The following is a 26,724-nucleotide window of genomic DNA, read 5'->3' as shown; positions in this document are numbered from 1 at the left end:
TCGGACGCGGGGTGGAGCAGCTTGGTAGCTCGTCGGGCTCATAACCCGAAGGTCGTCGGTTCAAATCCGGCCCCCGCAACCAATTCAGTATTGTTTTCATCGATACTGTTTTTTATAGATATGATGTAGCATTTGCAAGCAGACGGACGCGGGGTGGAGCAGCCTGGTAGCTCGTCGGGCTCATAACCCGAAGGTCGTCGGTTCAAATCCGGCCCCCGCAACCAATTTTCTGATTAAAGTCTCACTTCTTATCAAATTTTCAAGCTATTTATCACTCTTTTTATATTCATTATCTTTGTATATTCAATACGTAATATTCAACCACAGAATGGTCAATCCCCCTATTTGTAAACAAAAAGCCTCTCCTCCATTAAAGCAATTTATAAAATCATACAAAAATAATACATTTAATTAACAATTTATTATTATAGTTAGGCTATTTAAAAACCGACCTAAAATAAAGGTAGCAACATGCCATTTTCCCGTCCTTTTAGAGAAAATTTTTATAAAGGTGATTTAATATATGGTTTAACTGATAGCAGGAAAAAATATGTTAATGAAAGTAAAAACTTTCTGATTGCCAAATATTGCAATGATGAAGCTCTTTATCCACCAATATTTATTGATAATTATTTAACACCTGCCGAATTAAACCATATGGCAAATTTTATGAAAGATTATCAAGAAAGAAACAAAAAAAATAATTGGATAGATAATAAGGAAAAATCCAGTTTTCAAAATAGAGCAGAAGAATACAGCAGAAGATACTTTTATAAAAAACCCCAAAAACAAGAAGATAAAGACAAATATAATTCTATGAAAATGATTTCTTTAATCATCTTAAAAGTCATCATAAATACCGGACTGTCACTGAAAATATCAATGAATATAATAAGATAGCCATAGGAAGAAAATGTAAAGGTGGATTATCGTGGGCAAGCATGATCAATGGAAATTTACCTCATGCTATGCATATCCACTTTATACTTGATGGTATAAATATGGATACGGTAGTTTATAAATACGATAAAAATATCACTGGAAAAGAATTAAGATGGCTTTTCAGACATAGAGAATATCCTAATGTCGCTAAAAAAATACAATTTTGGCTGAATGATACCCCAACTACTCCACCTTGGGAGGAAGCAGGATCAACTCTATGGAAGAATTATACATACCAAGATGACTACTCTGAAACACTTTCCCAATTATTTAACATACCATAATGTTTTCCCTATTTTATTTGGAGTAGATATTTCACCGCCGTGCTAATTCTGCTCCATTTTTAAAATAGGCTTTAATACCGGCAAAAATAGATTCAGCCACTTGCTGCTGGAATTTCGCAGTACGTAGCTTGCGTTCTTCTTCCAGGTTACTGATGAATGCAGTTTCAACCAGAATAGAAGGAATATCCGGTGCTTTTAATACGGCAAATCCCGCCTGATCGACACTGTTTTTATGCAGTTTATTCACTTTACCCATGCGTTTAAGCACTTCATCCCCAAATTTCAGGCTGTCATTAATCGTCGCAGTTTGAACCAGATCCAGCATAGTGTGATCCAGATATTTATCACCACTTTTACTCACCCCACCAATCAAGTCAGCCTCATTCTGCGTTTGGGCTAGAAAACGGGCAGCATGACTGGTTGCCCCTTTCGTTGACAAAGCAAATACGGAAGATCCTCTAGCAGTTCGATTAGTAAAGGCATCAGCATGGATGGAAATAAACAGATCTGCCTGCATTTTACGTGCTTTTGCTACCCTGACTGTCAGCGGAATAAAAATATCTTCATTACGGGTCATATACACTTTCATCCCCGGCTGACGTTTAATAAGGGCTTGCAGGCGGCGGGCAATCTGTAAAACAACATCTTTCTCACGGGTTTTGTATTTCCCGATAGCGCCTGGATCTTCACCACCATGACCGGGATCAAGCATAATCACAATTGGCCTGTTCTTCCCGGCCTTGCCTGTTTTTTTCCTGTCTGTCGGTGGCATATGCTTTTCCAGATTTCCGCTGTTGTACTCTTCAAGCAGTGCCAGCAAAGGATCATCATTGACTTTCGCTACTTTTGGATAGAAATCTAACACCAAACGATGTTTGAATTTCGCAATAGGTGGCAAAGTAAAAATATGTGGTGCAACCGGCTGCTTAATTTCAAACACCAAACGCACAGTTTTGGGATCAAATTGCCCGGCTCGTACCAGTTTCAGATAAGGATCACGTTGCTGAACTTGCGATCCCATACTACTTAGGACACTATTGAGCTGGATACCCTGCAAATCAATAACAATCCGGTTAGGATTTGAAAGTGAAAACTGGCGGTATTTAAGCAGAATATTAGACTCCAGCGTCACTCTGGTATAGCTTGATGCAGGCCAAATGCGCACAGCAATCACTTGTGACGTTGCTGCATAGCCTATCGGGCTAATACTTAACAACCAAAGAGCTGCTGCTCCTTTCAGCAAACGGCGACGTGAAGAATTATGGTCTGAATGACTCATTATTTATTCCATTTAAAAACAACCAGACAGTAATTTTTATCTAAGCGACAGTTAGGTGGAAGACTCTAATTAATTATAAAGAGACTGTCATCAAAAAAAGCTTTTTCTGCTATCTGAACAGCTATACTCTGTGAATTTCAAGATGCAACGTAGCCAAAAAAGCCGCGACTTGAGAGATAACAAATATAAATATCAATATAAATAATAGTTTTTTTTATCCATATTCCCTCTTGTCATTTCCTTCCTAAAGAATAAAAATATAAAAAATACGAATAAAAATGCAATTTAGGGGGAATATCATGAAAGAACGCCGTACCGAATTAGTTGAAATTTTCCGGCATTCGGTTCCTTATATTAATGCACATCGTAACAAAACTTTTGTCATTATGTTGGGCGGTGAAGCTATCGCCCATGAAAACTTTACTAATATTATTAACGACATCGGCTTATTATACAGTCTCGGCATTCGTTTGGTTGTTGTGTACGGTGCCCGGCCACAAATCGATCAGAACCTCACCCAACATCATTATCAACCGATTTATCATAAATACACTAGGGTAACTGATGTTAAAACACTGGATTTGATCAAACAGTCCGCGGGTGTGTTACAACTTGATATTACAGCTCGACTTTCCATGAGCCTCAGTAATACACCATTGCAAGGTGCCCATATTAATGTGGTCAGCGGTAACTTTATCACTGCTCAACCTTTAGGGATCGATGATGGTATTGATTATTGCCACAGTGGCAAAATTCGCCGGATTAACGATGAAGCCATAAATCAACAGTTAGATAACCACTCTATTGTATTAATCGGGCCTGTTGCTGTCTCCGTCACCGGCGAAAGTTTCAACCTGACGACCGAAGAAATTGCCTCACAACTGGCGATTAAATTAAAAGCCGAAAAGCTGATAGGGTTCTGTTCATCACAAGGCGTCACCGATACGGAAGGGAATACCTTATCAGAAATTTTCCCCAATGAGGGGGAAATACTGTTGAATAAGCTAGAGAGCACCGGAGATTACTCTTCCGGGACAGTACGTTTTTTACGTGGCGCTATTAAAGCTTGCCGCCGTGGCGTTCGGCGCAGTCATTTGATCAGTTATCAGGAGGATGGTTCTCTAATTCAGGAATTATTCTCCCGCGAAGGCATCGGAACCCAAATTGTTATGGATCGCTCTGAACAGATCCGTCGCGCCAATATCAATGATATAGGAGGCATTCTCGAACTGATCCATCCTCTGGAACAGGATGGGATCCTGGTTCGCCGCTCACGGGAACAACTGGAAATGGAGATCGATAAGTTTACCCTGATAGAGCTCGATAATGTCACTATCGCCTGTGCTGCCCTGTACTCTTATCCTGCGGAAAAAATCGGTGAAATGGCCTGTGTTGCCGTACACCCGGATTACCAAAATTCTTCACGTGGCGAGGTGTTATTAGGCGCTATTATTAATCAGGCCAAACAAATCGGACTGGAAAAGTTATTTGTCCTTACGACTCAAAGTATTCACTGGTTTCAGGAGAAAGGTTTTGAACCCGCAGAAATTACTATGTTACCAGTGGAAAAACAGGCGCTGTATAATTACCAACGCCGTTCCAAGATCTTGATGTTGGATCTGCATAACCTCCCCCATATGTAGGTGAAGGTTTATAATCTTGAGGATTTATGCCTTAAACCATTCTACTAACCCACTCCGCCTTTGAGTGGGTGTCGCAACAGCCTTAGACAAAACACCCTTATGTGCGTATAACGTCAATTTCTCACGAGCGCGGGTCAAAGCCGTATAAACCAGCTCCCGGCTCACAACAGGAGAAAACTGGGTTGGTAACACTAATGTTGTATGCTCAAACTCAGAGCCTTGTGATTTGTGCACTGTCATTACATACGCCGTTTCATGCAGGGGCAAACGACTTGGCTGAAAAGGTTTTATCTGCCCGTCAGATAACTGGAAATAGGCTTTCAACTCATTATTCTGATCCTTAAGCATAATACCAATATCACCATTAAACAGTCCCAATGTGCTGTCATTGCGCAAGATCATGATCGGGCGTCCGGCATAGCCCCGATTCTCCATAAACTGATTTCTCGTATATTTAGGTAAAGCAATCATTCCCTTACGATGCAACAATTGTTCCACTCTCTGGTTCAATCCACTGACACCAAACGGCCCTTCTCTTAAAGCACATAACAACCTGAAACGGTTAAATTCGGCCAGGATAGCCTTTTCAGGTGCCTTTTCGTTCACCAGCGCCAAATAGTGGTAATAACTTTCTGTGGTTTCAATCAACAAACGCTGATAGTCTTCATCTTCTGCAAGGGGATTAAAGTCCACATCAGGCAAAGATTGCCTTAATACAGTTGTAACACGCTTACTGTCCCCCTGATTGACTGCTGAAGCCAGTTGCCCAATACCAGAGGCAGCATTAAAACGATAGCTTTTACGCAGCAAACATAAACAATCCCGCACTGCTAAAGTGATATCTTCTGGCTCAGACATTGAATATGACACTAACTGACAACCCGTTAACTTCGTCAATTGATTTGCACGATCGATACTGTACCCTTGTTCAGCAAAACGACAGATATCTCCCAATACCGCTCCCGCTTCTACAGAAGCCAATTGATCTTTATCTCCCAGAAAAATCACTTTTGCTTTTGCTGGCAGGGCATCAATCAAACGCGCCATCATGGGTAAATCCACCATGGAGGCTTCATCAACAATCAAGATATCAAGGATAAGCGGATTATCACGATGATAACGGAGTTTTTGGCTTTCAGGCTGTGCTCCTAGCAAGCGATGGATGGTTTGCGCCTGCTCAGGGATATTCCGCCGCTGCTCATCTGTTAAAGCCAGTTTGTTGACAGCCTCACCAAGTGATTCAGTCAATCTGGCAGCCGCCTTCCCTGTAGGAGCCGCCAGTTGAATACTTAATGGATTTCCTTCATTCAATTTAATCAATGCGGCCAGCAATTTCGCTACCGTCGTTGTTTTTCCGGTTCCCGGCCCGCCAGAGATAACAGAAATACGACTGGTGACAGCCACTGCTGCTGCCACTTTCTGCCAATCGATTTCACCACTTTCAACAGCGACACCAAAAAGCTCATCTAAAATGTTCCGTAGCTGTATTTCATCAATATCATCAGCCAATGCCACATCAGCAAAAAACGCGGCTATCCGACGTTCACTTTGCCACATCCGCTGCAAGTAAAGACGATAACCAGAAAGTATTATCGGTGTGGGAGATTGCCCATCGCCTATTGCCGGGCATGCCTGCAAGACAGCAATCATTTGTTGTTGACTGGGTTCTCCTACGAAAGTCCACAGTGATGCCACTAACTCAGGATGTCGCCCTTCAAATAAATATTCAGGTGAGATCCGGTTCAAAGGCAGGCAAACATGACCCGCCCCCGCTTCTGCACTCAAATAGGCAGTAATCAGTAATAACAATGGATTTTCATCTTCAATCATTGCATAGGCAAACTGAACATCTAACGGACGCAACAATTTTTGAGCAACAGCTTGCTGCAATAATGGCATTACGTTCATGGCTGCACTCATGCACTTTGTTCCTCATCAGTTGCATAGTTGTCGTTTATACAGTCAACAGTACAATCGACGGTACTAAAGAGCACATCCAGTGCATCAACAAATTCAACTGGTGGCAGATAGCGATAAATACCATGTCCCGGATTATTGTTATCAATGCCACGCAGAAACAAATATATCACCCCGCCAAAATGCTGCCGATAATCATAGTCCGCCAACCGATGGCGTAAATAACGATGCAGTGCCAGCGTATAGAGTTGGTACTGCAAATCATACCGATGCTCTATCATGGCTGAGGCCATAGCTTCCTGAGTGTATGATTCGCTGCTCTCTCCCAACCAGTTCGATTTGTAGTCCACCACGTAAAACTTATCCTGCCAGCAAAATACTAAATCAATAAACCCCTTCAACATGCCTTTGACCTGATGGAAGGACAAAGGAGCGCACTGTGCTGATAAGGGATCATAACGATGAGTTAAGGCATTCAATGCGTTGGAACGCAGTAAATTATCAACTGGCAGATAAAACTGCATTTCGTTTTGTTGATGATAATGTGGAACATCAGCAAGCCGCATCCCCTGTTCATTTAACTCTGCGGTCTGGATATCTGTCATCCATTGCTGCAATACTGATGCCCAACGCTCATCAAAACCTGCGGTTGTCAGTTTTTCCGCCAGCCAAATCTGATCTGGCGGGGAACTGAAATCCAGAGTTTCCAGAACCGAATGCAAGAATGTCCCGGCTGATGCCCCGCGCGGAAAAGTATGTGGTGTCATCAATAATGATGGTTCAACTTGTTTTTCACCACGAACGTCAATATCAAGTTTCGGTGCAATGGATTGGACAATCACTTCCACTGATTCGCCAAACGCACTGACATGAGTTTGAGAGCTGATATAATTATGAGAAACTGAATTCTGTAAGCCAGAATAACTGGTTACCCGCCAGTCATCCCGAATGGAACGCCGGAATTTTCTGGCAGCCAGCAATAGCACATCTTCACTTTTAGGCTCCCATCTTTCATCTCCGATATCCTTTATCGGTATCACCTGAATATTGTCATCTTTGAGTTCATTTAAGCTACATTCCAGTAACTCTGCATCACCTTTCTGCCCTTTTTGCACCAAATAACCAAGGGCAGAAAGATGTAAATCCGTATCCCCGGTTTTTTTCTTATTACCCTGAATCAATGGCGCAACACCGACACTACAGTGATACACCGCTCGCGTTAAGGCCACATAGAGCAAACGCAAATCTTCCGCCAACCGCTCTTCATCGGCTAACGCCAGCTTTTCACTATCCTCAAAGATACTGAAATGGGTTTCAAAATTCTGACGATCGTGATAGATAGCCCGTTCCTGTTTTTTGAAGCTGCAAATAAAAGGCAGCCAGACCAAAGGATATTCCAGCCCCTTTGATTTGTGGATAGTGCAAATCTGGACCAGATGTTTATCACTTTCCAGACGCATTTGCTGATTTTCTAACTGTGGATCAGGACGGGAAATCTGCTGTGCCAGCCAGCGAACCACTGAATGTTCACTATCCAATTGCAACGATTCTTCCTGCAACAGTTCACTAATATGCATAATATCAGTCAGACGACGCTCACCGTCATATCCTGCCAACAGATTCTCTGCAATTCGGTATTTCCCCATGACCGCCCGTAACATCGGCAAAACACCACGTAAGCGCCACAACCGGGCATAACTGTCAAACTCATCCACCAACTTATTCCATGCTGTTTCATCATGGTTCAGTTGATCAATCTGCCGGGCACTTAAGCCAAATAAACTACTGGCTAATGCACTTCTGAGTACACGTTCCTTTTCTGGTGATAACACCGCTTGCAGAAGCCAAAGCAAGTCTTTAGCTTCTGGCGTATCAAATACATTCTCACGATTGGAAAGGAAGACAGATGGGATCTGTAATTTATTCAACTCATCACGAATCAATGCGGCTTCACTGCGACTACGCACCAGTACCGTAATATCCGCCGCTGTAACAGGTCTGCTTTTTTCACCTCGTTGCAACAGCGCATTCCCTTCCTGCCCTGCCAGTAACCAATCTCTGATTTGAGCAGCACACAATCGTGCCATGCCCTGTTCGTAATCCCTTTTTGAAACGCCCTCTCCAGACTGGAACCAGAACTGCAAGGCTGTTTGTTCCTGCTCATGGAACAAGAATTTCAGGTCGTGATTTTTCTCTGCTGAGTTGACCTGAATAAACGGAATTTGGTCAAACAGAAACGGACGCTCTGTATGGGAAAACAACTTATTGACCGCTTGCACCATCGAAGCAGAAGAACGCCAGTTAGTTTCCAACGTGTAATGTGCACTCACTTGGGCACGCGCCTGAATGTAGGTGAAAATATCCGCCCCGCGAAATGCATAAATTGCTTGTTTGGGGTCACCAATGAACAACAAACCATTTTCCGCTTGATGACGATATATGGCCTGAAAAATTCGGTATTGCTGCGGGTCAGTGTCCTGAAACTCATCGATCATCGCAACGGGGTAACGTTGCCGGATGGTTTCCGCCAGTTTTTCTCCACCTTCACGCTTCAAAGCGATATCCAATCGCGTCAGCAAGTCATCAAAGCCCATATGCCCACGCATCAGCTTTTCCTGATTGATGGACTGGCGTACTTCAACAATCGCTTTGGAGATGATGATGTCGCGTATGGTCAGTGGTTGTTGATATAAATCATCAATGGCCGTAAACACGGGATGCCGGGGAACGTCACCCTTTTTGGTTTTTTCTTCCAATCTTGACTGACAAAATTTATCCAATTCTTTAGGCAGTTGATAATCTCTGGTTTGTTCTTTAGCCCACTCAGAAACGCTATTCAGCCAATTCGGTAAATACTTCTTACTGTAACTGCGCTTATCTACCCCAGAGTTATCAATCAACGCTTGTAAATCCTGTATAGCCTCGTTCCACTGCTGTTTGACCCCGTCGATCAAAGCAATGATCTTTTCATGGCGGCTAACTAAGGTTTCATTACCGTCCGGCGCGTTGATGATATATGGAATATCCCCTCGCAGATGATCAGATATATCTTCCAACAGAGCATCTGGCCCGCTCCATTCCTGACTGATCACCGTCGCCATTGATAGCGACAACGGATAACAGTGGCGCCGCCAGAAATCAGCACAACTTTGCTTTCGAAGTGGATATTCATCCTGAATCAACGTTTGCTCAAACAGAATGCCGGATTCAAACGCATTGTGCACCAACATGCGCTGGCAGAAGCCATGAATGGTGTAAATTGCCGCTTCGTCCATTTGACGTTCAGCAGCCAGTAACCAATCCGCCGCACTTTGCCTATCAGGGATCTCTGCCAGCAATTGCTGATAAATCGGATCATTCACCGCGTTATTCTGCCGAATGCATGCCAGTCGCAACTGGTGGATATTTTCACGAATACGCCCACGCAATTCATCCGTTGCTGCCTCGGTAAATGTTACAACCAAGATCTCTTCAACATTAAGCGGACGGGAAAAGGCGGCATTGCCGCCCAATCCGAGTAACAAACGCAGATAGAGTAAACCTATCGTGTAGGTTTTTCCCGTACCTGCTGAAGCCTCAATCAGCCGCTGACCATGCAGCGGCAATGTTAACGGGTTAAGTTTATGAGACGTTATGTTACGGGGTATTTCTGTGCTCACTGAGCATTCACCTTAATCGGTAATTGTTTCTGAAAAGCGGATACATTCGGGTAAGTCTTCCAGCCTTTCAACTCTGCATATTGATGAAGCGAGCCTTTCTTCCCTGTAATTTGTGAAATCAGTGCTAAACCCTGACGTTTCATGACTGCTTTATCATAAAATTCTATTAATTGTGCTTTCGTCACTTTTTCAAGAGAGGCAATCATTTTCTCTCTTGAATCAAATTTGAAGTTATTAAGACCAAAATCACTGCCGTAACGGGATGCTTCCGCAGAAAACGTTTGTGGTGGTTGGCGCATCTCTGTCAGCAATACTGTTTTATACTGCTCAAAATTTGCATCAGACATTGCCTGCAATTTTTTCTTAGTTTGCTGATAGAAACTCTGGTAACGCTGGTGCAGGTAATCAGGCTGTTCGCTGTTACTCTGCAACAGGAAGCCAAGCCCCCATTGTTCTCCTACCCTTGTATTGAAGGCGAAAACCGCATAGCCCAATTGCTCTGTTGTTCTTAATTGATCATAGAACCAAGGCGATAAAATACTACTCAGAAGATTAGAATAGGCATATCCATTAATGCGATCATATCCCGTCGGGATGTAAACTTCCGCCAGTGCATTATCAGTGCTACTGGAAGTGCCTTCAAAGTTAACAGCATAATTACGCTTCAATTCGACATTTTCGCCACTCCACCACACAGTACCTTGGTTGGCGAGCTGCTTATGTGCAGATATAACAATATCAATACTCTGTTTTTCGGTTAAATTACCGAAGACGACCGCCTGCAAAGCAGAATTCTGGATCATCTTATGACGGTATTTAACAATATCATCAACATTGATGCTATCCATCGCTTTTAAGCGTTCAGCCTGCTCAATATAAGGAACATTGGATAAACGAGAAACCGGCTGCATTGCCATTTCATAGGCTTTGCCTTCATTGGCGATTTCCAACTGGTTACGATACCAGGACTTCGCTTGTTTCAGTTCAGCCGGAGTTGGTGTAAATGCCATATACTGGCTGATAGCAGAAGTTAACAATTCAGGTAAATGTTGGGTATAACCATATGCTCCGATTTGCAACCCATCACTATATTCGGTTGTAATCGCCAGACCTCCGACGGATGCCTGATAACCAAGCTGATCCAGTGCAAGAGAAGACAAATAAGACAGCAGAGCGTAAGTCACCTGTTCTTTGGCGTTTTTCACTCCATCAGCATTGCGCAGATCCAATGCGATGCTTGCTTTCGGTTCATCGGCAAAATATTGGCTTGGCATATACAGCAGGCGAACACTCGGCTGTTCCAGAATCATTTTAGGATGTTTCTGGCTGCCAGTTGTCTTAATCAGGGACAAATTATCAGGAATATAAGGGTTCAGTTCTGGTAAAGAGAATGAAATGCCTTTCTCCAGTTTTTGCCACTCATTACGCTGTTGTTGAGTGATTTTATTAACCTGATAAGGTGCCTGAACAAAATAAGCCTCTTTGTTATGTGGCTCTTTCGGGCTGATAAACCAAATGCGGGCATTTTCAGGTGTCAATTGAGCCAAACGGCTGGCAATAGCCTGAGGGTTGTATTCATCCGCAAGATAGCAAGCATCCACCACATGAGAAACAGGTACCTTTAACATGGCATCAACTAACGACTGAATATAGTTCATATCCCGTACGATTGAGGCATACTGGAATGATAAATTGAATACTTTAGCCATTTCCTCAAAATAGCTTTTTTGAATGCCTTTTTGCTTCAGCAAGTTAATGTAAGAAAAGATAGCCGCAATAACCTGATCACGCCGCTCAAGCCCTTTGTCTGTCAATGTGACATAAATACTGAATGAACCGGAATTACCATCTATTTTCGGGCTAGCACTGGCACTGATCCCTTCGGCCAGCCCCTGTTTCAGTAACCAGTCAGACAAGGTATTCTCACTGCGATTACCAATCAGATAGCCAATATAGGCATCGGTTTTACTGCGAAAATCAGCGCTGTTATCGGCAATGCTGAATTCCAGTTGCAACGATTTATAAGGTTTAAATGGCACATAATGGATAATGATATCTCTTTCTTTATCTGTTATCGCCGGAACCGTAATAGCAGAGACGGAAGCATGTCGATTCGGAATACGGCCAAAAGTATCCACCGCAATCTGAGCTAATTTTTCTATCGACTGATTGCCATACAGGACACCTTTCATCAAATTGCCAGAGTAATAACGCTGATAAAAATCAACCAGTGCAGTCTGTAACTTACTGTCTGGTTTATCTTTCAGGGTTTCCAGATTTCCCCCCGCAAAACGGGAATTCGGATGAGCCGGATTCAAGGTTTCCGAACGGATTTGCCAGATGCGGTGCTCTTCTCCGGCACGAGCAATGGTCATTTCGTTATCAACGGCATGGCGCTCCCAATCAGTACTCTCAGGATCTAACAAAGGCTCTGCAAGTGCATCGGCCAGACGATCTGTCGCCTCTGCCAAAGAAGCATTCTCAACTTCCAAATAAAAGGCTGTGCGATTGGGTGAAGTGCTGGCATTGCCGCTTCCTCCATGTTTCTGTAAAAAACCCTCAAAGCTGCCAGGCTGAGGATAGCGTTTAGACCCCATAAATACCATGTGTTCCAAATAATGTGCCAGCCCAAGCTGGTTATCTGGATTTTGCATATGACCAACGGGGATTGCCACAGCCGCCAATGATTTAACTGCTTTTTCATCTGAAACCAGCAGAACTGTCATGTCATTTTTCAGTTGGATAGCTTTATATTCACGGAAATCACGCTCACTTTTATGAATGGTTTCCGGTAACGGTTGCCAAGGCGATTCGGCATATGTTGTTTCTCCCCAGAAAAGTAGAAAAAGCATCATCGTGATGCGAATAACATATTTAGGCATAACCTAATATTCTCCCTATTTCTTCTTTAAGCTATTTCTTCTTTAAATAGTACGCCATAGGCAACAAGTAGTTCTGCACTTCGCGTTTCATGCGTACCCAAAATGATTGATCCACCTGCCTGAAAGCTCTTTGAGTATAAGCATCATTAAATTCACCCTTTTTTCCTTGTGTTCCTAGCCACTGCTGCATTAATTTGCTTTCCGCTTTTTGCTGAGCTTCCTCACTAAAATTGATCTGCTGGCTTTCCTTGTCGTAACAAGCCTCCAGCCATGCCCAACCGCTTCGGCAGAACAGAGGAAGAGGCTCGGACATCCCTTGAAAATAGCCTGCAACCAACTGATTCAGATAGTTCTTGGCTTCATCGGTTGTCAATGGTGAAAAATGCCATACACTGCTTTCCCTTCCATACATACGACTTTCACCTTCTCCTCCTGAGAAGCAGTAGGCAAGATGTTCAATCCATAGTTGGATACCATCATTGGCAGTTAAGTTCGCTGGGCGCCAACATAAAATTCCATCAGATTGAACTTGGTTAATTTTTCCGGTCAGAGTAACAGCATCTAATTCATGGCGTAATGCTATGAAAGAAGAGTCCATTCTCTCCTCTCGTACCTTATCTGCCAATGGCTGCATCGCCTCAAGCTGATTCCGCCAATATACTTCACCAAATGCACCGTGTGGCAACCCACCTGATGCACGGAGGTGATAAAACAATGAGTCAGGTTGCCCCTGCTCAAGCAAAATGTTCAATAACAATTGATTGAATTGATAACGCTGCAAATGATCCAATACAAAGGGCTCTTCCTCAGGTAATTCCGTTTCTTCAATAACAAAATGGACTTTCAATTTTTGCTGAAAAAAAGCCCTGACTGGATGGCGATAAAAACGAACCAGATCATCCAACGCCACTTCTGTTATCTCACGAGTATCGCAGTCTAACGGCTGACCAAAATGAACGGGGGAAATGCCTTGCAAACTGGCTGCCGGTAGCCATTCAACCGCATAACTTTGTAGCTCATGATCGGGTTGAAAGTTTTCCGTGGCAAAAGGGACACGCGTATGTTGCCGCAACAGATGATTTCTGACTTTTTTTGCACTGTCATCCACATTGAGCATCTCATCTCCTGGCAAGCAGCAACTCTGACAAACGTAATCCAGCAGTTCGTTAACCAATACGGAAGGGTTACATTCTGTATCATCGCGAATTGATTTACCAATGTAACTGATATACAAACACTCTTCCGCTGATATCAGTGCTTCCAGAAACAGATAACGATCATCGTCACGCCGTTTCCTGTCCCCTCTCTGGCTTTTTTCTGCCATCAGATCAAAGCCAAGCGATGGGATTGTTCGTGGATAAACACCATCATTCATTCCCAATAAACAAACAACTTTAAAGGGAATAGAGCGCATTGGCATCAGAGTACAGAAATTCAGGGAACCCGCTAGAAAACGTTGGCTGATCTTCTCATCATCAAAACGCAGAGCTAACTCATCACGCAGTAAGATCAGGGGTATTTTTTTGTCATAATGTGCATGCAGTCCATTCTCAATCACCTTCTGCCATTGCTGGATGATCAATGCCAATACCAGCTCCGTTTCATTATCCGCAATAAAAAAGGTTTCCAGCAATTGTGGACAAATACTAAGCCAGTCCGTCAATGATTGCTCTTCACTCAGGAGCCTGCGCCAGCGATTTAATTCCATTAAAAACTCAGCCAGTTGCCCGGCCAGCTCTGCGGCAAGGCCACTGGATTCATCATAAGGTAAAACTTCATTCCACGGGCCTGCATGGCTATCCATTGCATAACCTAGCAACATGCGTGTCAGACCAAAATGCCAGGTATTCTGCCCGGTGGCAGGCAATGACAGCGCTTCAATATTGTCATCATCCAGCCCCCAACGGATACCGGATTCCTTTACCCAACGCCGCAATAAACGTAACCCATCTTCCTGAATTGCGAATTTACCAGCCAGAGAAGGCACTTCCAGTAATGCTAATACCTGCTCGGCTGTAAAACGGCTCTGAGGTAAATCCAATAAAGTAATAAAAGCCTGCAATACCGGGTGTGCCTGACGGGCTTTACGATCAGAAATGGCAAAAGGAATATAACGTTCATCCGGTGCGTTACCGAATACGGCCTGAATATAGGGCGTATAATTGTCGATATCGGCCATCATGACGATAATATCTCTCGGTGTCAGAGAAGGATTATCATCTAACAGACGCAGTATTTGATCCTGCAAAACCTCGACTTCTCTCTGTGGACTGTGGCACGAATGAAAAGACAGAGAACGATCTTCCCAGACAATCTGGCGTTTCTTCAAACTGTTTTTGAATGTGCTTTCTGTAGAGCCAATTTGAGCATGATCTTCAAGATGCAAAATATCCCGCTGGAGTTGATGCAGAATACAATCTGGCTCCAGTTCGACAAAAGCATGGATGTCAGCATCCGGCTCCAACTGGGACAACAGGTAAAGATTATCTCTGCCTAATTTTCCCCATGAAGCCAGTAAAGGGTTACTCAGATTCTGTTCCCCTTCTTCATTAAAAAGGGATTGCGCACTATCTGGATCTCTGAACCGTTCTAATGATTGCTGGCTGCGGTAATGTCTGGGTTTACGGCTGTTCAACTTAGCAAGAAATGCGTAATTCTGAATATCACCCCAATAATATTGGCACGGGTTAGTGAACATCAGGTGGATATCAATTTGCTTACCCAGTGCTTTGAATACTTGCAGATAAGTGGGAGGTAAAGAAGATATGCCACAAATAAAGATCCGTGAAGGCAGTTTTTCCTGTGGAAAAGTTCCCTCTTCCAATGCTGAAATAAAGCGATGATATAAGTTGGCACGATGCCACAGAGGTTGCTGTAGTTGACACGTGTACGCTATCAACTCGAACCATAGCCGTTTCTGCCATTCCTGATTCTCACTTAGTCCATCAACGAGTTGCCCATTTTCCCAGCTCTCCAGCCATTGAGGACGATAAACCAGGTATTGGTCAAACAGGTCAGCAACCCTGCCAGCCAACTGGTGGATCTTACGTTTATCATGATCCTGATCGAGATAATGTCTGAGTGCCACAAACTCAGGCTCTGTTAACAGGTTAGGTAGAAGTGTCATCAGCTTCCATTTCATGGCATCTTTGCTGAATGCTCCTTCTCTGGGAACATCAGGCAATACCTGTGTAAACATCTGCCAGATAAACGTTGCTGGCAAAGGAAATTCCATGTTTGCAGCAATCCCTAATTTCTCTGCCAGTTGAATTTGCAGCCACTGTGACATACCTGGGCTTTGAACCAGGATCACTTCTTTGTCAAATGGGTTAGCGAGGGGGTTCTCCCTGATAAATATCGCCATCAACTCTTTCAGAATATCGAGTTGATTTGAATGATAAACTTTAAACATCAATGCTCCCGCTTGCACAAAACCAGCGTTCTAATTTACCTGAAGGATTATAGCTTTTTGTCACAGTTACCGTTATCTGATAACACCCCAATGGATGAAATTCCTGTCGAAACTCCGTTTCCCACCCTTGTTGTGATCCCCTTTCACCTTCAATCATCTTTCCTTTTAATGACTCATATTGTTCCAACTGCTCATGTGCCAGTTTTACTGCCTTAAGTTGTAACCAATACTGCTGGAAATTTGATAACAGTGCCTGATGGTAACGCATTAAACCTAACAGCGAGACAGCAAACACGACAGATGCCACCATGACTTCCGGCAAACTTATGCCATTCTGCTGCTTATGCCTGCGAAATATTTTCATAAACAAAATTCAACTGGTATGACAGGACAAAAATCTAACCAACCACTTTTAACAGGAGTAAGTGTATCCTGATTTGAACCTTTCATCTGTTTCATCCATTGATAAAGTTCAAGATGTTCTCCGGCAGAAAACGATGCTATTCCCTTTAACAGGAAAAGATCATCCTGATAACGCCTGAGGCAACTTTGCAAATAAGATCCTGATTTCTGTAAACAGATCCAGCTCCCCAACTCCCGTGAATGAAGCGGCCATGACTGTACTGAACCCCATGCCAATGATGACTCTGCCTGTTGAAAAGCATTCAGATATTTCTGTTCATCAAACATCATCAACATGGCATTTTCTTGCTGGTAATGCAGTGCTTTCAGCGTCATTAAACTTAATGTCAGCATCATAAGAATCGATACCAACAGAGCATTACCTTTTTGGTTTTTATGCTGTTGCCTTAAGTCATTCACCAGATGATTTCCTTATGTTGCGCAACCGAATTGTGGTTTGGTAGTGATAAACAACAGAAGGAGATTTCACCCAACTGGCTTTGATGGACAATGTTATAAATATCAGCCTATTTTTTGACTGTGATTTTTCAAGGTGAAAAGTGTCAATAGTGACTTCTTTGGGATCAAAAAGCCGTTCCCAGTTATTTTCCTGACAATTTCCTGCTCCTCTTTTCCATTCAAGAGCACGATTATTTAATCGGTAACCAAAAAATTCAGAGGCTGTGTGCTCAGGTTCTTCCCATCGATTATTTAAATTAAGGTCAAAAGCGACAATAAAACAGGAATGGGTAGCTTCGGTATTTTTATTTTGAATCACCAACGCTTCTCCTTTACATTGTTTACTGTCCTGACAATAGCCTGCCCGCCTGAGATCTTTTTCCATCATATGAGCTACCCGATTCACCAGGTAGTGGAGACGATATTGACGGTAGAGATCGAGTATCTGGCCGGATAAAACAGGGTAACTCTTTGCCATCGCAATAAAAATTACGCTGCCAATCAACATAGCAACCAGAACCTCCAGCAGGGAAAAACCTGACTGATTTTCTCTGAAACAGTTTCGCCTGAAACAGCTTATAGTCCATATCATGAGTTTTTGATTCCCCCACAATCAGGAAGCTGATTTATATGATTACTGCATGTCCTGATCCGCCCTCGCCCCGAAATGACGATACTTATTTCTCCGGCAGAATTTGCCAGTACAAAGCTGGCTGGCATCGTAGTATTTCTGACACCATAAAAATCAATTCGCTTACTGGTTGTTGATACCAGAAACACATCATCATATGGTGAACTGACCCGTTCTCCTTCATCGCAATTTGTGCTCACGGTAATTGAGGAAACAAGACACCAGGATTGCCCTGTCACCAGCCACAATGTTCGTTCCTGATTCATATAATTCGCCAGAGCCTGTTGCCTTTCCATAAAAGACAACACATTCTGCACGGCTGATTGCAAATGCAAGCCACTCTGGTAATTTACCCAACTATGCAATCCGTAGAGCAAACTTATTGAAATTAATATCATTGCTATCATTAACTCTAACAATGTAAATCCGCTTTGCCTGTTAGTGTATTTATCGCTCATCAGCATCCAGCCTATTTCTCTGTTTACTGGTTTAAATTCTCGCTGGCGAAAATATCTTCAATTTGGGAGAAAATAAAAAGAGTAATTTTTTATTTATGCGAGGAGATTTGAAGAGAAATCTCAGTATATTGCTCTGTTACATTCTATTTGCGAGCCACTCCAACAACATGATCAATAAGATTAAAATTCGCACAAATTAACAACTTCGATTTGGTGATCAGGAAATAGGAAATAGGAAATAGGAAATAGGAAATAGGAAATAGGAAATAGGAAATAGGAAATAGGAAATAGGAAATAGGAAATAGGAAATAGGAAATAGGAAATAGAAGAGTTTCAGGCAGAAATATAATGGTATGAATTAAAATTCTAAATTATTTTTTCGGATAAATATTTTTTCCATCCCCTCTTTAGGGATGGAAAAAATAATGCAGAATTAAATCGCCACCGGAGCTTTAATACCCGGATGCGGATCATAATCGACAATTTCAAAGTCTTCGAATCGATAATCGAACAAAGACGCAGGCTTACGCTTAATAACCAACTTTGGCAACGCTCTGGGTTCACGGCTCAATTGCAGTTTCGTCTGCTCCATATGATTACTGTAAAGGTGGGTATCACCGCCAGTCCAGACGAAATCCCCCACTTCCAGATCACACTGCTGAGCCATCATGTGAACTAACAAAGCATAGCTGGCAATGTTAAATGGTAACCCTAAAAATACATCACAGGAACGCTGGTAAAGCTGGCAGGACAGTTTGCCATCTGCCACGTAAAACTGGAAAAATGCGTGACAGGGTGCCAAAGCCATTTTGTCCAATTCGCCAACATTCCATGCAGAAACAATGATCCGGCGGGAGTCAGGATCACTCTTTAATTGTTCAATAACATGGGTTAGCTGATCAATCTGACGACCATCCGCTGTTCCCCAGGCGCGCCATTGTTTACCATAAACTGGCCCTAAGTCACCATTTTCGTCAGCCCATTCGTCCCAGATAGTAACGCTATTATCATGCAGGTATTTAATATTGGTATCACCATTCAGGAACCACAACAGTTCATGAATAATAGAGCGGAGATGGCAGCGTTTGGTTGTTACCAACGGAAAACCTTCTTGCAAATTGAAACGCATCTGATGACCAAAGATTGAAAGTGTCCCTGTGCCTGTACGGTCATCTTTTGCTGTGCCCTCTTCCAGCACTTTTTTCATTAAATCCAGATACTGTTTCATTTTGCCTCTTGTACCTTATCATTTCGCGTATTATTACGAGTATTGTTGTTGCGGGAACACTTATATGCCCATACCATCATCAGAATCCCCGCTAAAATCATTGGCATGGAAAGGATTTGCCCCATACTGATCCCTTCAAATAATCCAAGTTGGGCATCAGGCTGACGGAAAAACTCAACGATGATACGGAATACACCGTAACCAATCAGGAATAGCCCTGAGACACTTCCCATCGGGCGTGGCTTACGAATAAATAAATTCAGGATGATAAACAGCACAATGCCTTCCAACACCATTTCATACAGTTGTGAAGGATGACGCGGCAGGACACCATACTTTTCTAAAACAGGCCATAGCGAGGAATGGGTGGTTGCCAGTGCAATATCTTCACTACGGGAACCTGGGAACAGCATTGCCCACGGTGTATCAAGCGTGACACGCCCCCACAACTCGCCATTAATAAAGTTACCAATACGCCCCATCCCTAAGCCAAAAGGAACCAATGGCGCAACAAAATCAGCAGTTTGCAGAAAGTGGCGTTTCGTTCTGCGCGAGAACCACCACATTGCACAAATGACGCCAACCAATCCTCCGTGGAAAGACATTCCGCCATCCCAGACCTTAAACAGATACAAAGGATTATTCAGGAACATCGGCAGGTTATAGAACAGAACATAACCGAGGCGTCCACCAATGAATACCCCGGCAAAACCTGCATACAGCAAGTTTTCTACTTCGTTCTTATTCCAGCCACTGTTTGGTTTTGCCGCACGACGATTTGCTAACCACATAGCGAAAACAAAACCAACCAGATACATAAAACCGTACCAGTGGAGAGATACGGGGCCGATTGAAAATATGACAGGGTCAATATTAGGAAATGCCAGGTAGCTAGTGCTCATCGTTCCCCACTAATAATATGTTGTGTGAATGAATTTGTGTGTAATGCCCTAAGACAAATAATCGTAAATAATAGCATGGGCGCTTAAATGCCACCACGCACCAACCCACCAAGACCGTGGGTTTCCATAAATGCAGAGGAAATCTCTCTCACCTGTTGGCTGGTTTCCGCCTCTAATACTTCTTTAACAAAATGATTGAGTTCGCCCGAATCTAAATGATGCAGCAAGTACTTGATACGCGGCACACTTCGACCACTCATACTCAAGCTACGATAACCAAGACCTATCAGAATCAGCGCCCCCATCGGCAAACCTGCCATTTCACCACAAACAGTCACGGGTAAGCCAATGCGCCGGCTTTCATCAATAATCTGTTTTAAGGCTCTGATTACTGCCGGATGCAGGTTGTCATACAGAGAAGCGACATGTGTATTATTACGATCTACCGCAAGTAAATACTGGGTTAAGTCGTTTGTACCGATAGAGATAAAATCAACCCGTTTCTTCAATTGTGGCAGCAACAGGATCAAGGAAGGAACTTCTACCATGATCCCGACTTGTGGCATCACAATAGTTGCCGCAACTGAGCGTTCAACTTCTGCTTTTGCCTTGTCGATCAACTTTCTGGCTTCATCAATTTCTTCAATACTGCTCACCATTGGCAACAATATTTTCAGGTTCTCCGTCTGTACATTGGCCTTCAGCATAGCTCTGAGCTGAATCAAAAATATTTCCGGCTGATCCAAGGTTATGCGAATTCCCCGCCAGCCAAGACAAGGGTTTTCTTCGTTGATTGGCATATAAGGAAGGTTTTTGTCAGCGCCAACATCCAACGTCCGTAATACGACTGACTTATCAGGAAAAAGTGCGAGCATTTCTTGATAGCGGTTTTTCTGTTCATCTTCGGATGGAAAACCACTATGCAACATAAAAGGGATCTCAGTACGATACAACCCGACACCGTCGATACTATCACCCATGTGTTGCTCATATTTCAAGCTCAAACCCGCATTGAGCTGAACCAATACTCTTTCCCCGCTCTTAAGACGTGCTTTTTGTTGCAATTCGCCTTCAGCCAATTCGCTGAGCATCTGCTCTTCTTCAATAAGTTGACGATATTCCTGAACAACCAGTGGCTCTGGTTCAATAAAAAATTCTCCGCGATAACCATCCAGAATCAACATCCGGTTATGCAGTAGTTCTGGTTGAATATCTGCGCCCATAATCGCAGGTATTCCCATTGCCCTGACCAATATTGCGGAATGAGAGTGCGTTGCCCCATCCCGTACAATGACACCAGCCAGCTTATCCTGTGGTATTTCAGCCAGTAAATTGGCACTGAGCTCATCAGCAACCAGAATGAAATGCTCAGGCCACTGGCTGTTGCCAGTAAAAGCATCATCCAGATGGAACAATACCCGTTGCCCAAGTGCGCGTAAATCAGAGGCTCTTTCCCGCATATAAGCATCTTGCAGGCTGGCGAATTGTTCTGCGTATTTCTCAATCACGGCCTTAACCGCCCATTCTGCAATAAAGCCGCTATCAACGGAATGAAACAGATCTTGTTTAAGTTTGGGATCGTTCAGTAAATGGGAATAGAGATCAAAAATGGCAGCACTTTCTTTTTGTGAACTGGCTGTAAACCGTTTACTTATTCGACGACATTCTGCGGTTGCCAGTTCAAGGGCTTGGGTCAAACGAGAACGTTCAGCCTGATAATTCAGTGTTGATGCTTCAAATACTTGTTCGAGCGATGGCTGAGAACAATCTTGCCATCCCTGAGCCATGACAATGCCATCGGAAACCGCCAGTGCCTTGATACGTGTCTGGCGATACTGGCCAAACAGCCCCCGCGTCTGCGCTTGAGCAAGGATCGCAGCTAATTGCATAGCAAGTGTCACCATAAAGGACTCTTCACTTTCATCAAATAATCGGCGTTCATTTTGTTGAACAACCAAAATCCCTTGCAATTGGCGACGATAAATAATTGGAACCCCTAAAAAGGCCCGCAGATTTTCTTCTTTTACTTGAGGAATATATTTGAAACTGGGATGGTCACGCACATCAGCAAGGTTGATTAATTCCGACAAACGCCCGACTTCACCCACAACGCCTTCATTAAAGGAGAGACTAATTACACGTTTTTCTGGCTTTTTCAAACCCTTAGTCGCCATCAGGTAATAGCAACAACGCTGATGGTCTGCCAGATAAATAGAACAAACGTCCGTGTTCATTGCTAAACAGGTTTCATTGACTAATAGCCCAAGCGCTTCCGATAAATTTGTTGCCATCGCAACCTTTTCAACAATTTCCCGTAAGCGCATGAGCATAACGATTACCTAAATTAATTACCTAACTTCTTCTACGACGATATATATAGGTTGAATAGGATTGTGAAGTAGATTCCTGCATTGGCATCACAATGGAAGAAAATTCTTTCATCACACGGCGGTATACATCTCGTTTAAACGAAACAACTTGCCTGACAGGATACCAATAGCTCACCCAACGCCATCCATCAAACTCTGGTGTACTACTGCGCTGCACATTAATATCTGTTTCATTACAAAGCAACTGCAATAAAAACCAACGTTGCTTTTGCCCAATACAAACGGGCTTTGTATCCCAACGCACCAAACGCTTGGGTAATTTGTAACGCAACCAGCTACGGGTGGAGGCGAGAACCCGTACATCTTTGCGATTTAAACCAACTTCTTCGAACAACTCACGATACATCGCTTGTTCTGGTGATTCCCCCGGATTGATGCCCCCTTGAGGAAACTGCCAGGAATGCTGCCCATAACGACGGGCCCACAGAACCTGCCCTTGACGATTACAAATTACAATTCCTACATTCGGGCGGTAGCCATCATCATCGATCACCAGACTACCTCTCGATAAAACGAATTTGAAAAGATAGCTAATTGTTTCACACTCATCTCAAGCGGTAAACCTCTATGATGGGACTTTGCAGTCACAACCGAAGTCTCTACAATACAGTCATCTCAACGGGGTGCGATCGTTGCCGGGCAACATCGCTGAGAACAAACCCGTAGAACCTGATCCGGCTGATACTGGCGTAGGGATTTGAGTTGCTATTCTATAACTCGTCATTTTATCTGGCACTTTCTCAAATCCTTTACCAATCTGCTAATAACACATTTAATTATGAGTGCTAATAGCTACTGTTAATAACTATTTTTAATAACGATGATTAATAACTACAGGAGAGCAAAGTGTTTAAGCATATATTTTTCCGATTTATTGCGAAATTTATTGCGATAAGTGCAATACCGATTTCTGCATGTGTCTTTGCTCAGGCAGCACAAGCAAAGCCCATATTAACCGTTTACACTTATGATTCATTCGCTTCTGAGTGGGGCCCCGGCCCTGTTATTAAAAAAGCTTTTGAAGCGGAATGTGATTGTGAATTGAAACTCGTCGCCCTGGAAGATGGTGTATCTCTGCTGAACCGTATAAGAATGGAAGGCAAAAAAGCATCGGCAGATGTTGTTCTGGGGTTAGATAATAACCTGATTCAAGCTGCCCAACAGACTGGATTATTTACTGCGAGCCGTGTTGATACAGCAAAATTAAAATTGCCTGTCACATGGAATAACAATACCTTTATTCCTTACGATTACGGTTATTTTGCCTTTATTTATAACAAAAATACCTTGCCTAATCCTCCCAAAAGCATGGAAGAGCTTATTAACAGCCACCAAAATTGGAAGATTATTTATCAGGACCCACGCACCAGTACTCCTGGGTTAGGTTTTTTACTCTGGATACAGGATATCTATGGTGATAATGCTGCACCAAAGTGGCAGAAAATCGCCCAAAAAACACTGACTGTCACCAAAGGCTGGAGTGAGGCTTATGGGTTATTCCTGAAAGGTGAAGGGGATATGGTGCTTAGCTATACTACATCACCGGGCTATCACATCGTAGCCGAGAAAAAAGATAATTATGCTGCTGCGATATTCAACGAGGGACACTATTTACAAATTGAAGTCGCCGCCCAGTTGGCTTCCAGCAAACAGCCTGAACTGGCACAGAGATTCATGCAATTCATCGTTTCCCCCGCATTCCAGCAAGCTATTCCGACCACCCAGTGGATGTATCCCGTGATTGATATACCGTTGCCAGAAGTTTTCAAACAACTGCCCGTGCCTGAGAAATCACTGCAATTCAATGCAGATGAAGTGGCAAAACACCGTACACAATGGATCCGTTCATGGCAAAGTGCTGTAAGCCGTTAATTGCGGGTTGGTTATTGCCGGGGGTCATTGCCTCCGGCTTGCTGCTTCTCATTGCCTTGTCAGCTTTCGGGGCACTTTGGTTTAACGCGCCTGAAAGCCACTGGCAGACATTTTTGAATGACAGCTATCTGTGGCATGTCATTCGCTTTACTTTCTGGCAGGCGTTTTTGTCTGCTTTATTCTCAGTCATACCTGCAATATTTCTGGCAAGAGCGCTCTATCGCCGTCATTTTCCGGGCAGAACGCTTTTTTTACGTTTATGCGCCATGACGCTGGTACTTCCTGTTTTAGTCGCCCTGTTTGGCATACTGACTGTTTATGGGCGTATTGGTTGGCTGGCTAATCTTTGCCAATGGATCGGGATTGAATACCGTTTTACCCCTTACGGTCTGCAAGGCATTTTGTTGGCGCATATTTTCTTTAATATGCCAATGGCAACACGATTACTGCTCCAGTCGCTGGATGGTATCGCAGTAGAACAACGACAACTTGCAGCGCAGCTTGGTATGAATGAATGGCAACATTTTCGCTTTGTCGAATGGCCTTATCTACGCCGTCAGATCTTACCAACGGCAGCACTGATTTTCATGCTGTGCTTTGCCAGTTTTGCTGCAGTCCTCGCATTAGGAGGAGGTCCTTCTGCAACAACAATTGAACTCGCTATTTATCAGGCGATTAAATATGACTACGATCTTGGTCAAGCTGCTCTGCTCGCACTGATCCAGCTCTTTTGCTGTCTTGGTCTGGTTTTGCTGAGCCAAAAGCTCAAAGGGGTTCTTTCGGTGGGGCACGGTCATCAACAACAATGGCGTAATCCACAGGATTCATGGCTGAAAAAACTATGTGATGGATTGCTTATCACCACAGCATTGCTGTTTTTGCTCCCGCCTTTGCTGGCCGTCATTGCGGATGGTTTGAACAGTGCCGTGTTTGATGTCCTCAGTAAACCCGCCTTGTGGCAGGCTTTCACCACTTCCATCATTATCGCGCTAGGTGCCGGTTTCTTATGTGTTTTACTGACTATGATGCTGTTATGGAGCAGTCGTGAATTGCGCTTGCGTCATTTATCCCGTTGGGGACAGGCAATGGAAAGCAGTGGTTTATTGATTCTTGCTATGCCCGGTATTGTCCTTGCAACAGGCTTTTTTATTCTGCTGAATAATACGATTGGGTTGCCGGATTCCCCTTATGAACTGATTATCCTGACCAATGCGTTGATGGCAATTCCCTATGCTTTAAAAGTGCTGGATAATCCAATGCGTGATCTGGCTGAACGCTATAATCCGCTATGCCTTTCTCTCAATATTCAGGGTCTCCATCGCCTACGTTGGATTGAGCTTAAGGCGCTGAAAATCCCATTAGCGCAGGCACTGGCTTTCGCCAGTGTGCTGTCAATCGGGGATTTTGGTGTTGTCGCATTATTTGGAGACGAGAATTTCCGTACCCTGCCCTTCTACCTTTATCAACAAATCGGGGCATATCGCAGTCAAGATGGTGCTGTAACCGCATTTCTGCTACTACTTCTCTGTTTTATTTTATTTAGTGTCCTTGAACGATTACCGGGTCAACGCCATGATTAAACTTGAAAATATTACTTATACCTATGAACAGATTGCTATGCGTTTCGACGTCAACGTCAAAGCCGGCGAACGTATTGCAATCCTCGGCCCTAGCGGAGCGGGTAAAAGCACATTATTAAGTTTAATCGCAGGCTTTCAATTCGCGAAGAGCGGTGATATCTGGTTAGATAAGGGAAATCATACAAATACAGCACCTTCCAAACGGCCAGTATCCATGCTGTTTCAGGAAAATAATCTGTTTTCCCATTTAACCATTGAGCAGAATATTGGTTTGGGATTACACCCCGGTCTTAAATTAAATGCTCAACAACGGCAGACGCTGCAACAAATTGCATCGCAAGTCTCACTGACAGAATATTTGAATCGCCTGCCCGCCCAACTTTCCGGTGGGCAGCGCCAACGCGCAGCTCTGGCTCGCTGTTTAGTACGTCAGCAACCTGTTTTATTACTGGATGAGCCTTTTTCAGCACTTGACCCCGCTTTACGTAATGAAATGCTGGCATTACTGGATCAGGTATGTCGTGACCGAAAACTCACTTTACTGATGGTATCCCATAATCTTGATGATGCCGCCAAAATCGCACCGCGTTCTCTGCTGATTGTGGATGGAACCATTCATTATGATGGTGCAACGGAGAAATTGGTGAATGGTGAAGTCCCTGAGGCGGGGGTTTTGGGGATAATATAATTGATTATGTGTGCCACAACTTTCTTTATTCGGTGTACCACAAAATCCGCTATACCACAAAGCCTCACCTTTCGGCTGTCTCTTGATCACATCTAT

The 26,724-nt window shown here is 43.5% G+C and carries 19 protein-coding genes, 2 tRNA genes and 1 riboswitch; of the genes, 8 read left to right on the top strand and 13 right to left on the bottom strand.

The window, feature by feature from the left end; genetic code table 11:
* Nucleotides 1-5 precede the first annotated feature (5 nt).
* From ABLA85_RS17020 to ABLA85_RS17005, 4 genes are all read left to right on the top strand, one after another.
* A tRNA-Met gene (locus ABLA85_RS17020) sits at nucleotides 6-82 on the top strand.
* 65 nt (nucleotides 83-147) lie between these two features.
* Nucleotides 148-224 (top strand) — tRNA-Met (locus tag ABLA85_RS17015).
* Nucleotides 225-471: 247 nt separating this feature from the next.
* Nucleotides 472-900, top strand: coding sequence for a hypothetical protein (locus tag ABLA85_RS17010; protein ID WP_367965537.1), 429 nt, complete (start codon nucleotides 472-474; stop codon nucleotides 898-900).
* 41 nt (nucleotides 901-941) lie between these two features.
* Entirely contained in the window at nucleotides 942-1,226 is a 285-nt protein-coding gene (locus tag ABLA85_RS17005; protein WP_367965536.1) for a hypothetical protein, read from the top strand.
* Between the two features lie 31 nt (nucleotides 1,227-1,257).
* Here the strand turns inward: ABLA85_RS17005 and amiC are convergent, their stop codons facing one another.
* Entirely contained in the window at nucleotides 1,258-2,505 is a 1,248-nt protein-coding gene (amiC, locus tag ABLA85_RS17000) for an N-acetylmuramoyl-L-alanine amidase AmiC (RefSeq protein ID WP_367965535.1), read from the bottom strand.
* Nucleotides 2,506-2,804: 299 nt separating this feature from the next.
* On the opposite strand from amiC, the gene argA reads away from it, so the two are divergent.
* Nucleotides 2,805-4,148 (top strand): amino-acid N-acetyltransferase, encoded by a 1,344-nt coding sequence (gene argA, locus ABLA85_RS16995; RefSeq protein WP_367965534.1) that lies wholly within the window; start codon nucleotides 2,805-2,807, stop codon nucleotides 4,146-4,148.
* Between the two features lie 24 nt (nucleotides 4,149-4,172).
* On the opposite strand, the gene recD is transcribed toward argA, so the two are convergent.
* From recD to rppH, 12 genes are all read right to left on the bottom strand, one after another.
* Nucleotides 4,173-6,056, bottom strand: coding sequence for an exodeoxyribonuclease V subunit alpha (recD, locus tag ABLA85_RS16990; RefSeq protein WP_367965539.1), 1,884 nt, complete (start codon nucleotides 6,054-6,056; stop codon nucleotides 4,173-4,175).
* Nucleotides 6,057-6,064: 8 nt separating this feature from the next.
* The gene (gene recB, locus ABLA85_RS16985) at nucleotides 6,065-9,724 is read right to left on the bottom strand and encodes an exodeoxyribonuclease V subunit beta (protein WP_367965533.1); all 3,660 of its coding nucleotides are present in this window, start codon (nucleotides 9,722-9,724) and stop codon (nucleotides 6,065-6,067) included.
* On the bottom strand, nucleotides 9,721-12,606 hold the full coding sequence (gene ptrA / locus ABLA85_RS16980) for a pitrilysin (RefSeq protein ID WP_367965532.1): 2,886 nt from the start codon (nucleotides 12,604-12,606) through the stop codon (nucleotides 9,721-9,723). Before ptrA ends, recB begins: the two co-directional genes overlap by 4 nt.
* 31 nt (nucleotides 12,607-12,637) lie before the next feature.
* A complete protein-coding gene (gene recC / locus ABLA85_RS16975; RefSeq protein WP_367965531.1) occupies nucleotides 12,638-16,018 on the bottom strand; it encodes an exodeoxyribonuclease V subunit gamma in 3,381 nt (1,126 codons plus the stop codon).
* Nucleotides 16,011-16,382: a prepilin-type N-terminal cleavage/methylation domain-containing protein gene (locus ABLA85_RS16970; RefSeq protein WP_367965530.1), complete on the bottom strand. Its 372-nt coding sequence runs from the start codon at nucleotides 16,380-16,382 to the stop codon at nucleotides 16,011-16,013. The genes recC and ABLA85_RS16970 overlap by 8 nt, the downstream gene beginning before the upstream one ends.
* On the bottom strand, nucleotides 16,379-16,840 hold the full coding sequence (locus ABLA85_RS16965; RefSeq protein ID WP_367965529.1) for a YgdB family protein: 462 nt from the start codon (nucleotides 16,838-16,840) through the stop codon (nucleotides 16,379-16,381). Before ABLA85_RS16965 ends, ABLA85_RS16970 begins: the two co-directional genes overlap by 4 nt.
* The gene (locus tag ABLA85_RS16960; protein ID WP_367965528.1) at nucleotides 16,833-17,471 is read right to left on the bottom strand and encodes a prepilin peptidase-dependent protein; all 639 of its coding nucleotides are present in this window, start codon (nucleotides 17,469-17,471) and stop codon (nucleotides 16,833-16,835) included. Before ABLA85_RS16960 ends, ABLA85_RS16965 begins: the two co-directional genes overlap by 8 nt.
* Complete coding sequence (locus ABLA85_RS16955; protein WP_367965527.1) at nucleotides 17,468-17,968, bottom strand: prepilin peptidase-dependent protein; 501 nt, start codon at nucleotides 17,966-17,968, stop codon at nucleotides 17,468-17,470. The genes ABLA85_RS16960 and ABLA85_RS16955 overlap by 4 nt, the downstream gene beginning before the upstream one ends.
* Nucleotides 17,969-18,401: 433 nt before the next feature.
* Complete coding sequence (thyA, locus tag ABLA85_RS16950; protein ID WP_367965526.1) at nucleotides 18,402-19,196, bottom strand: thymidylate synthase; 795 nt, start codon at nucleotides 19,194-19,196, stop codon at nucleotides 18,402-18,404.
* Entirely contained in the window at nucleotides 19,193-20,098 is a 906-nt protein-coding gene (gene lgt, locus ABLA85_RS16945) for a prolipoprotein diacylglyceryl transferase (protein WP_367965525.1), read from the bottom strand. The genes thyA and lgt overlap by 4 nt, the downstream gene beginning before the upstream one ends.
* A gap of 83 nt (nucleotides 20,099-20,181) precedes the next feature.
* Entirely contained in the window at nucleotides 20,182-22,428 is a 2,247-nt protein-coding gene (gene ptsP, locus ABLA85_RS16940) for a phosphoenolpyruvate--protein phosphotransferase (protein ID WP_367965524.1), read from the bottom strand.
* A 22-nt stretch (nucleotides 22,429-22,450) separates the two neighbouring features.
* The gene (gene rppH, locus ABLA85_RS16935; protein ID WP_367965523.1) at nucleotides 22,451-22,981 is read right to left on the bottom strand and encodes an RNA pyrophosphohydrolase; all 531 of its coding nucleotides are present in this window, start codon (nucleotides 22,979-22,981) and stop codon (nucleotides 22,451-22,453) included.
* A 116-nt stretch (nucleotides 22,982-23,097) separates the two neighbouring features.
* Nucleotides 23,098-23,202, top strand: a riboswitch (TPP riboswitch).
* A 177-nt stretch (nucleotides 23,203-23,379) separates the two neighbouring features.
* Here rppH and thiB point away from each other — a divergent pair.
* The 3 genes from thiB to thiQ are packed head-to-tail and all read left to right on the top strand — an operon-like array spanning nucleotide 23,380 to nucleotide 26,628.
* A complete protein-coding gene (thiB, locus tag ABLA85_RS16930) occupies nucleotides 23,380-24,360 on the top strand; it encodes a thiamine ABC transporter substrate binding subunit (RefSeq protein WP_367965538.1) in 981 nt (326 codons plus the stop codon).
* Nucleotides 24,336-25,940, top strand: coding sequence for a thiamine/thiamine pyrophosphate ABC transporter permease ThiP (gene thiP, locus ABLA85_RS16925; protein ID WP_367965522.1), 1,605 nt, complete (start codon nucleotides 24,336-24,338; stop codon nucleotides 25,938-25,940). Before thiB ends, thiP begins: the two co-directional genes overlap by 25 nt.
* Nucleotides 25,933-26,628: a thiamine ABC transporter ATP-binding protein ThiQ gene (gene thiQ / locus ABLA85_RS16920; protein ID WP_367965521.1), complete on the top strand. Its 696-nt coding sequence runs from the start codon at nucleotides 25,933-25,935 to the stop codon at nucleotides 26,626-26,628. The genes thiP and thiQ overlap by 8 nt, the downstream gene beginning before the upstream one ends.
* Nucleotides 26,629-26,724: the final 96 nt, after the last annotated feature.

Source organism: Xenorhabdus sp. SGI246, assembly GCF_040838225.1.
In the GTDB taxonomy this organism is placed as follows: domain Bacteria; phylum Pseudomonadota; class Gammaproteobacteria; order Enterobacterales; family Enterobacteriaceae; genus Xenorhabdus; species Xenorhabdus indica.
Note: the sequence above shows the minus strand (reverse complement) of the source record. Positions and strands in the feature narration are given on the sequence as shown.

Coding starts and splice junctions, on each gene's coding strand:
- ABLA85_RS17010 (WP_367965537.1), top strand. CDS start 472: ATGCCATTTTCCCGTCCTTTTAGAGAAAATTTTTATAAAGGTGATTTA.
- ABLA85_RS17005 (WP_367965536.1), top strand. CDS start 942: ATGATCAATGGAAATTTACCTCATGCTATGCATATCCACTTTATACTT.
- amiC (WP_367965535.1), bottom strand. CDS start 2,505: ATGAGTCATTCAGACCATAATTCTTCACGTCGCCGTTTGCTGAAAGGA.
- argA (WP_367965534.1), top strand. CDS start 2,805: ATGAAAGAACGCCGTACCGAATTAGTTGAAATTTTCCGGCATTCGGTT.
- recD (WP_367965539.1), bottom strand. CDS start 6,056: ATGAACGTAATGCCATTATTGCAGCAAGCTGTTGCTCAAAAATTGTTG.
- ptrA (WP_367965532.1), bottom strand. CDS start 12,606: ATGCCTAAATATGTTATTCGCATCACGATGATGCTTTTTCTACTTTTC.
- recC (WP_367965531.1), bottom strand. CDS start 16,018: ATGTTTAAAGTTTATCATTCAAATCAACTCGATATTCTGAAAGAGTTG.
- ABLA85_RS16970 (WP_367965530.1), bottom strand. CDS start 16,382: ATGAAAATATTTCGCAGGCATAAGCAGCAGAATGGCATAAGTTTGCCG.
- ABLA85_RS16960 (WP_367965528.1), bottom strand. CDS start 17,471: ATGATATGGACTATAAGCTGTTTCAGGCGAAACTGTTTCAGAGAAAAT.
- ABLA85_RS16955 (WP_367965527.1), bottom strand. CDS start 17,968: ATGAGCGATAAATACACTAACAGGCAAAGCGGATTTACATTGTTAGAG.
- thyA (WP_367965526.1), bottom strand. CDS start 19,196: ATGAAACAGTATCTGGATTTAATGAAAAAAGTGCTGGAAGAGGGCACA.
- lgt (WP_367965525.1), bottom strand. CDS start 20,098: ATGAGCACTAGCTACCTGGCATTTCCTAATATTGACCCTGTCATATTT.
- ptsP (WP_367965524.1), bottom strand. CDS start 22,428: ATGCTCATGCGCTTACGGGAAATTGTTGAAAAGGTTGCGATGGCAACA.
- thiP (WP_367965522.1), top strand. CDS start 24,336: ATGGCAAAGTGCTGTAAGCCGTTAATTGCGGGTTGGTTATTGCCGGGG.
- thiQ (WP_367965521.1), top strand. CDS start 25,933: ATGATTAAACTTGAAAATATTACTTATACCTATGAACAGATTGCTATG.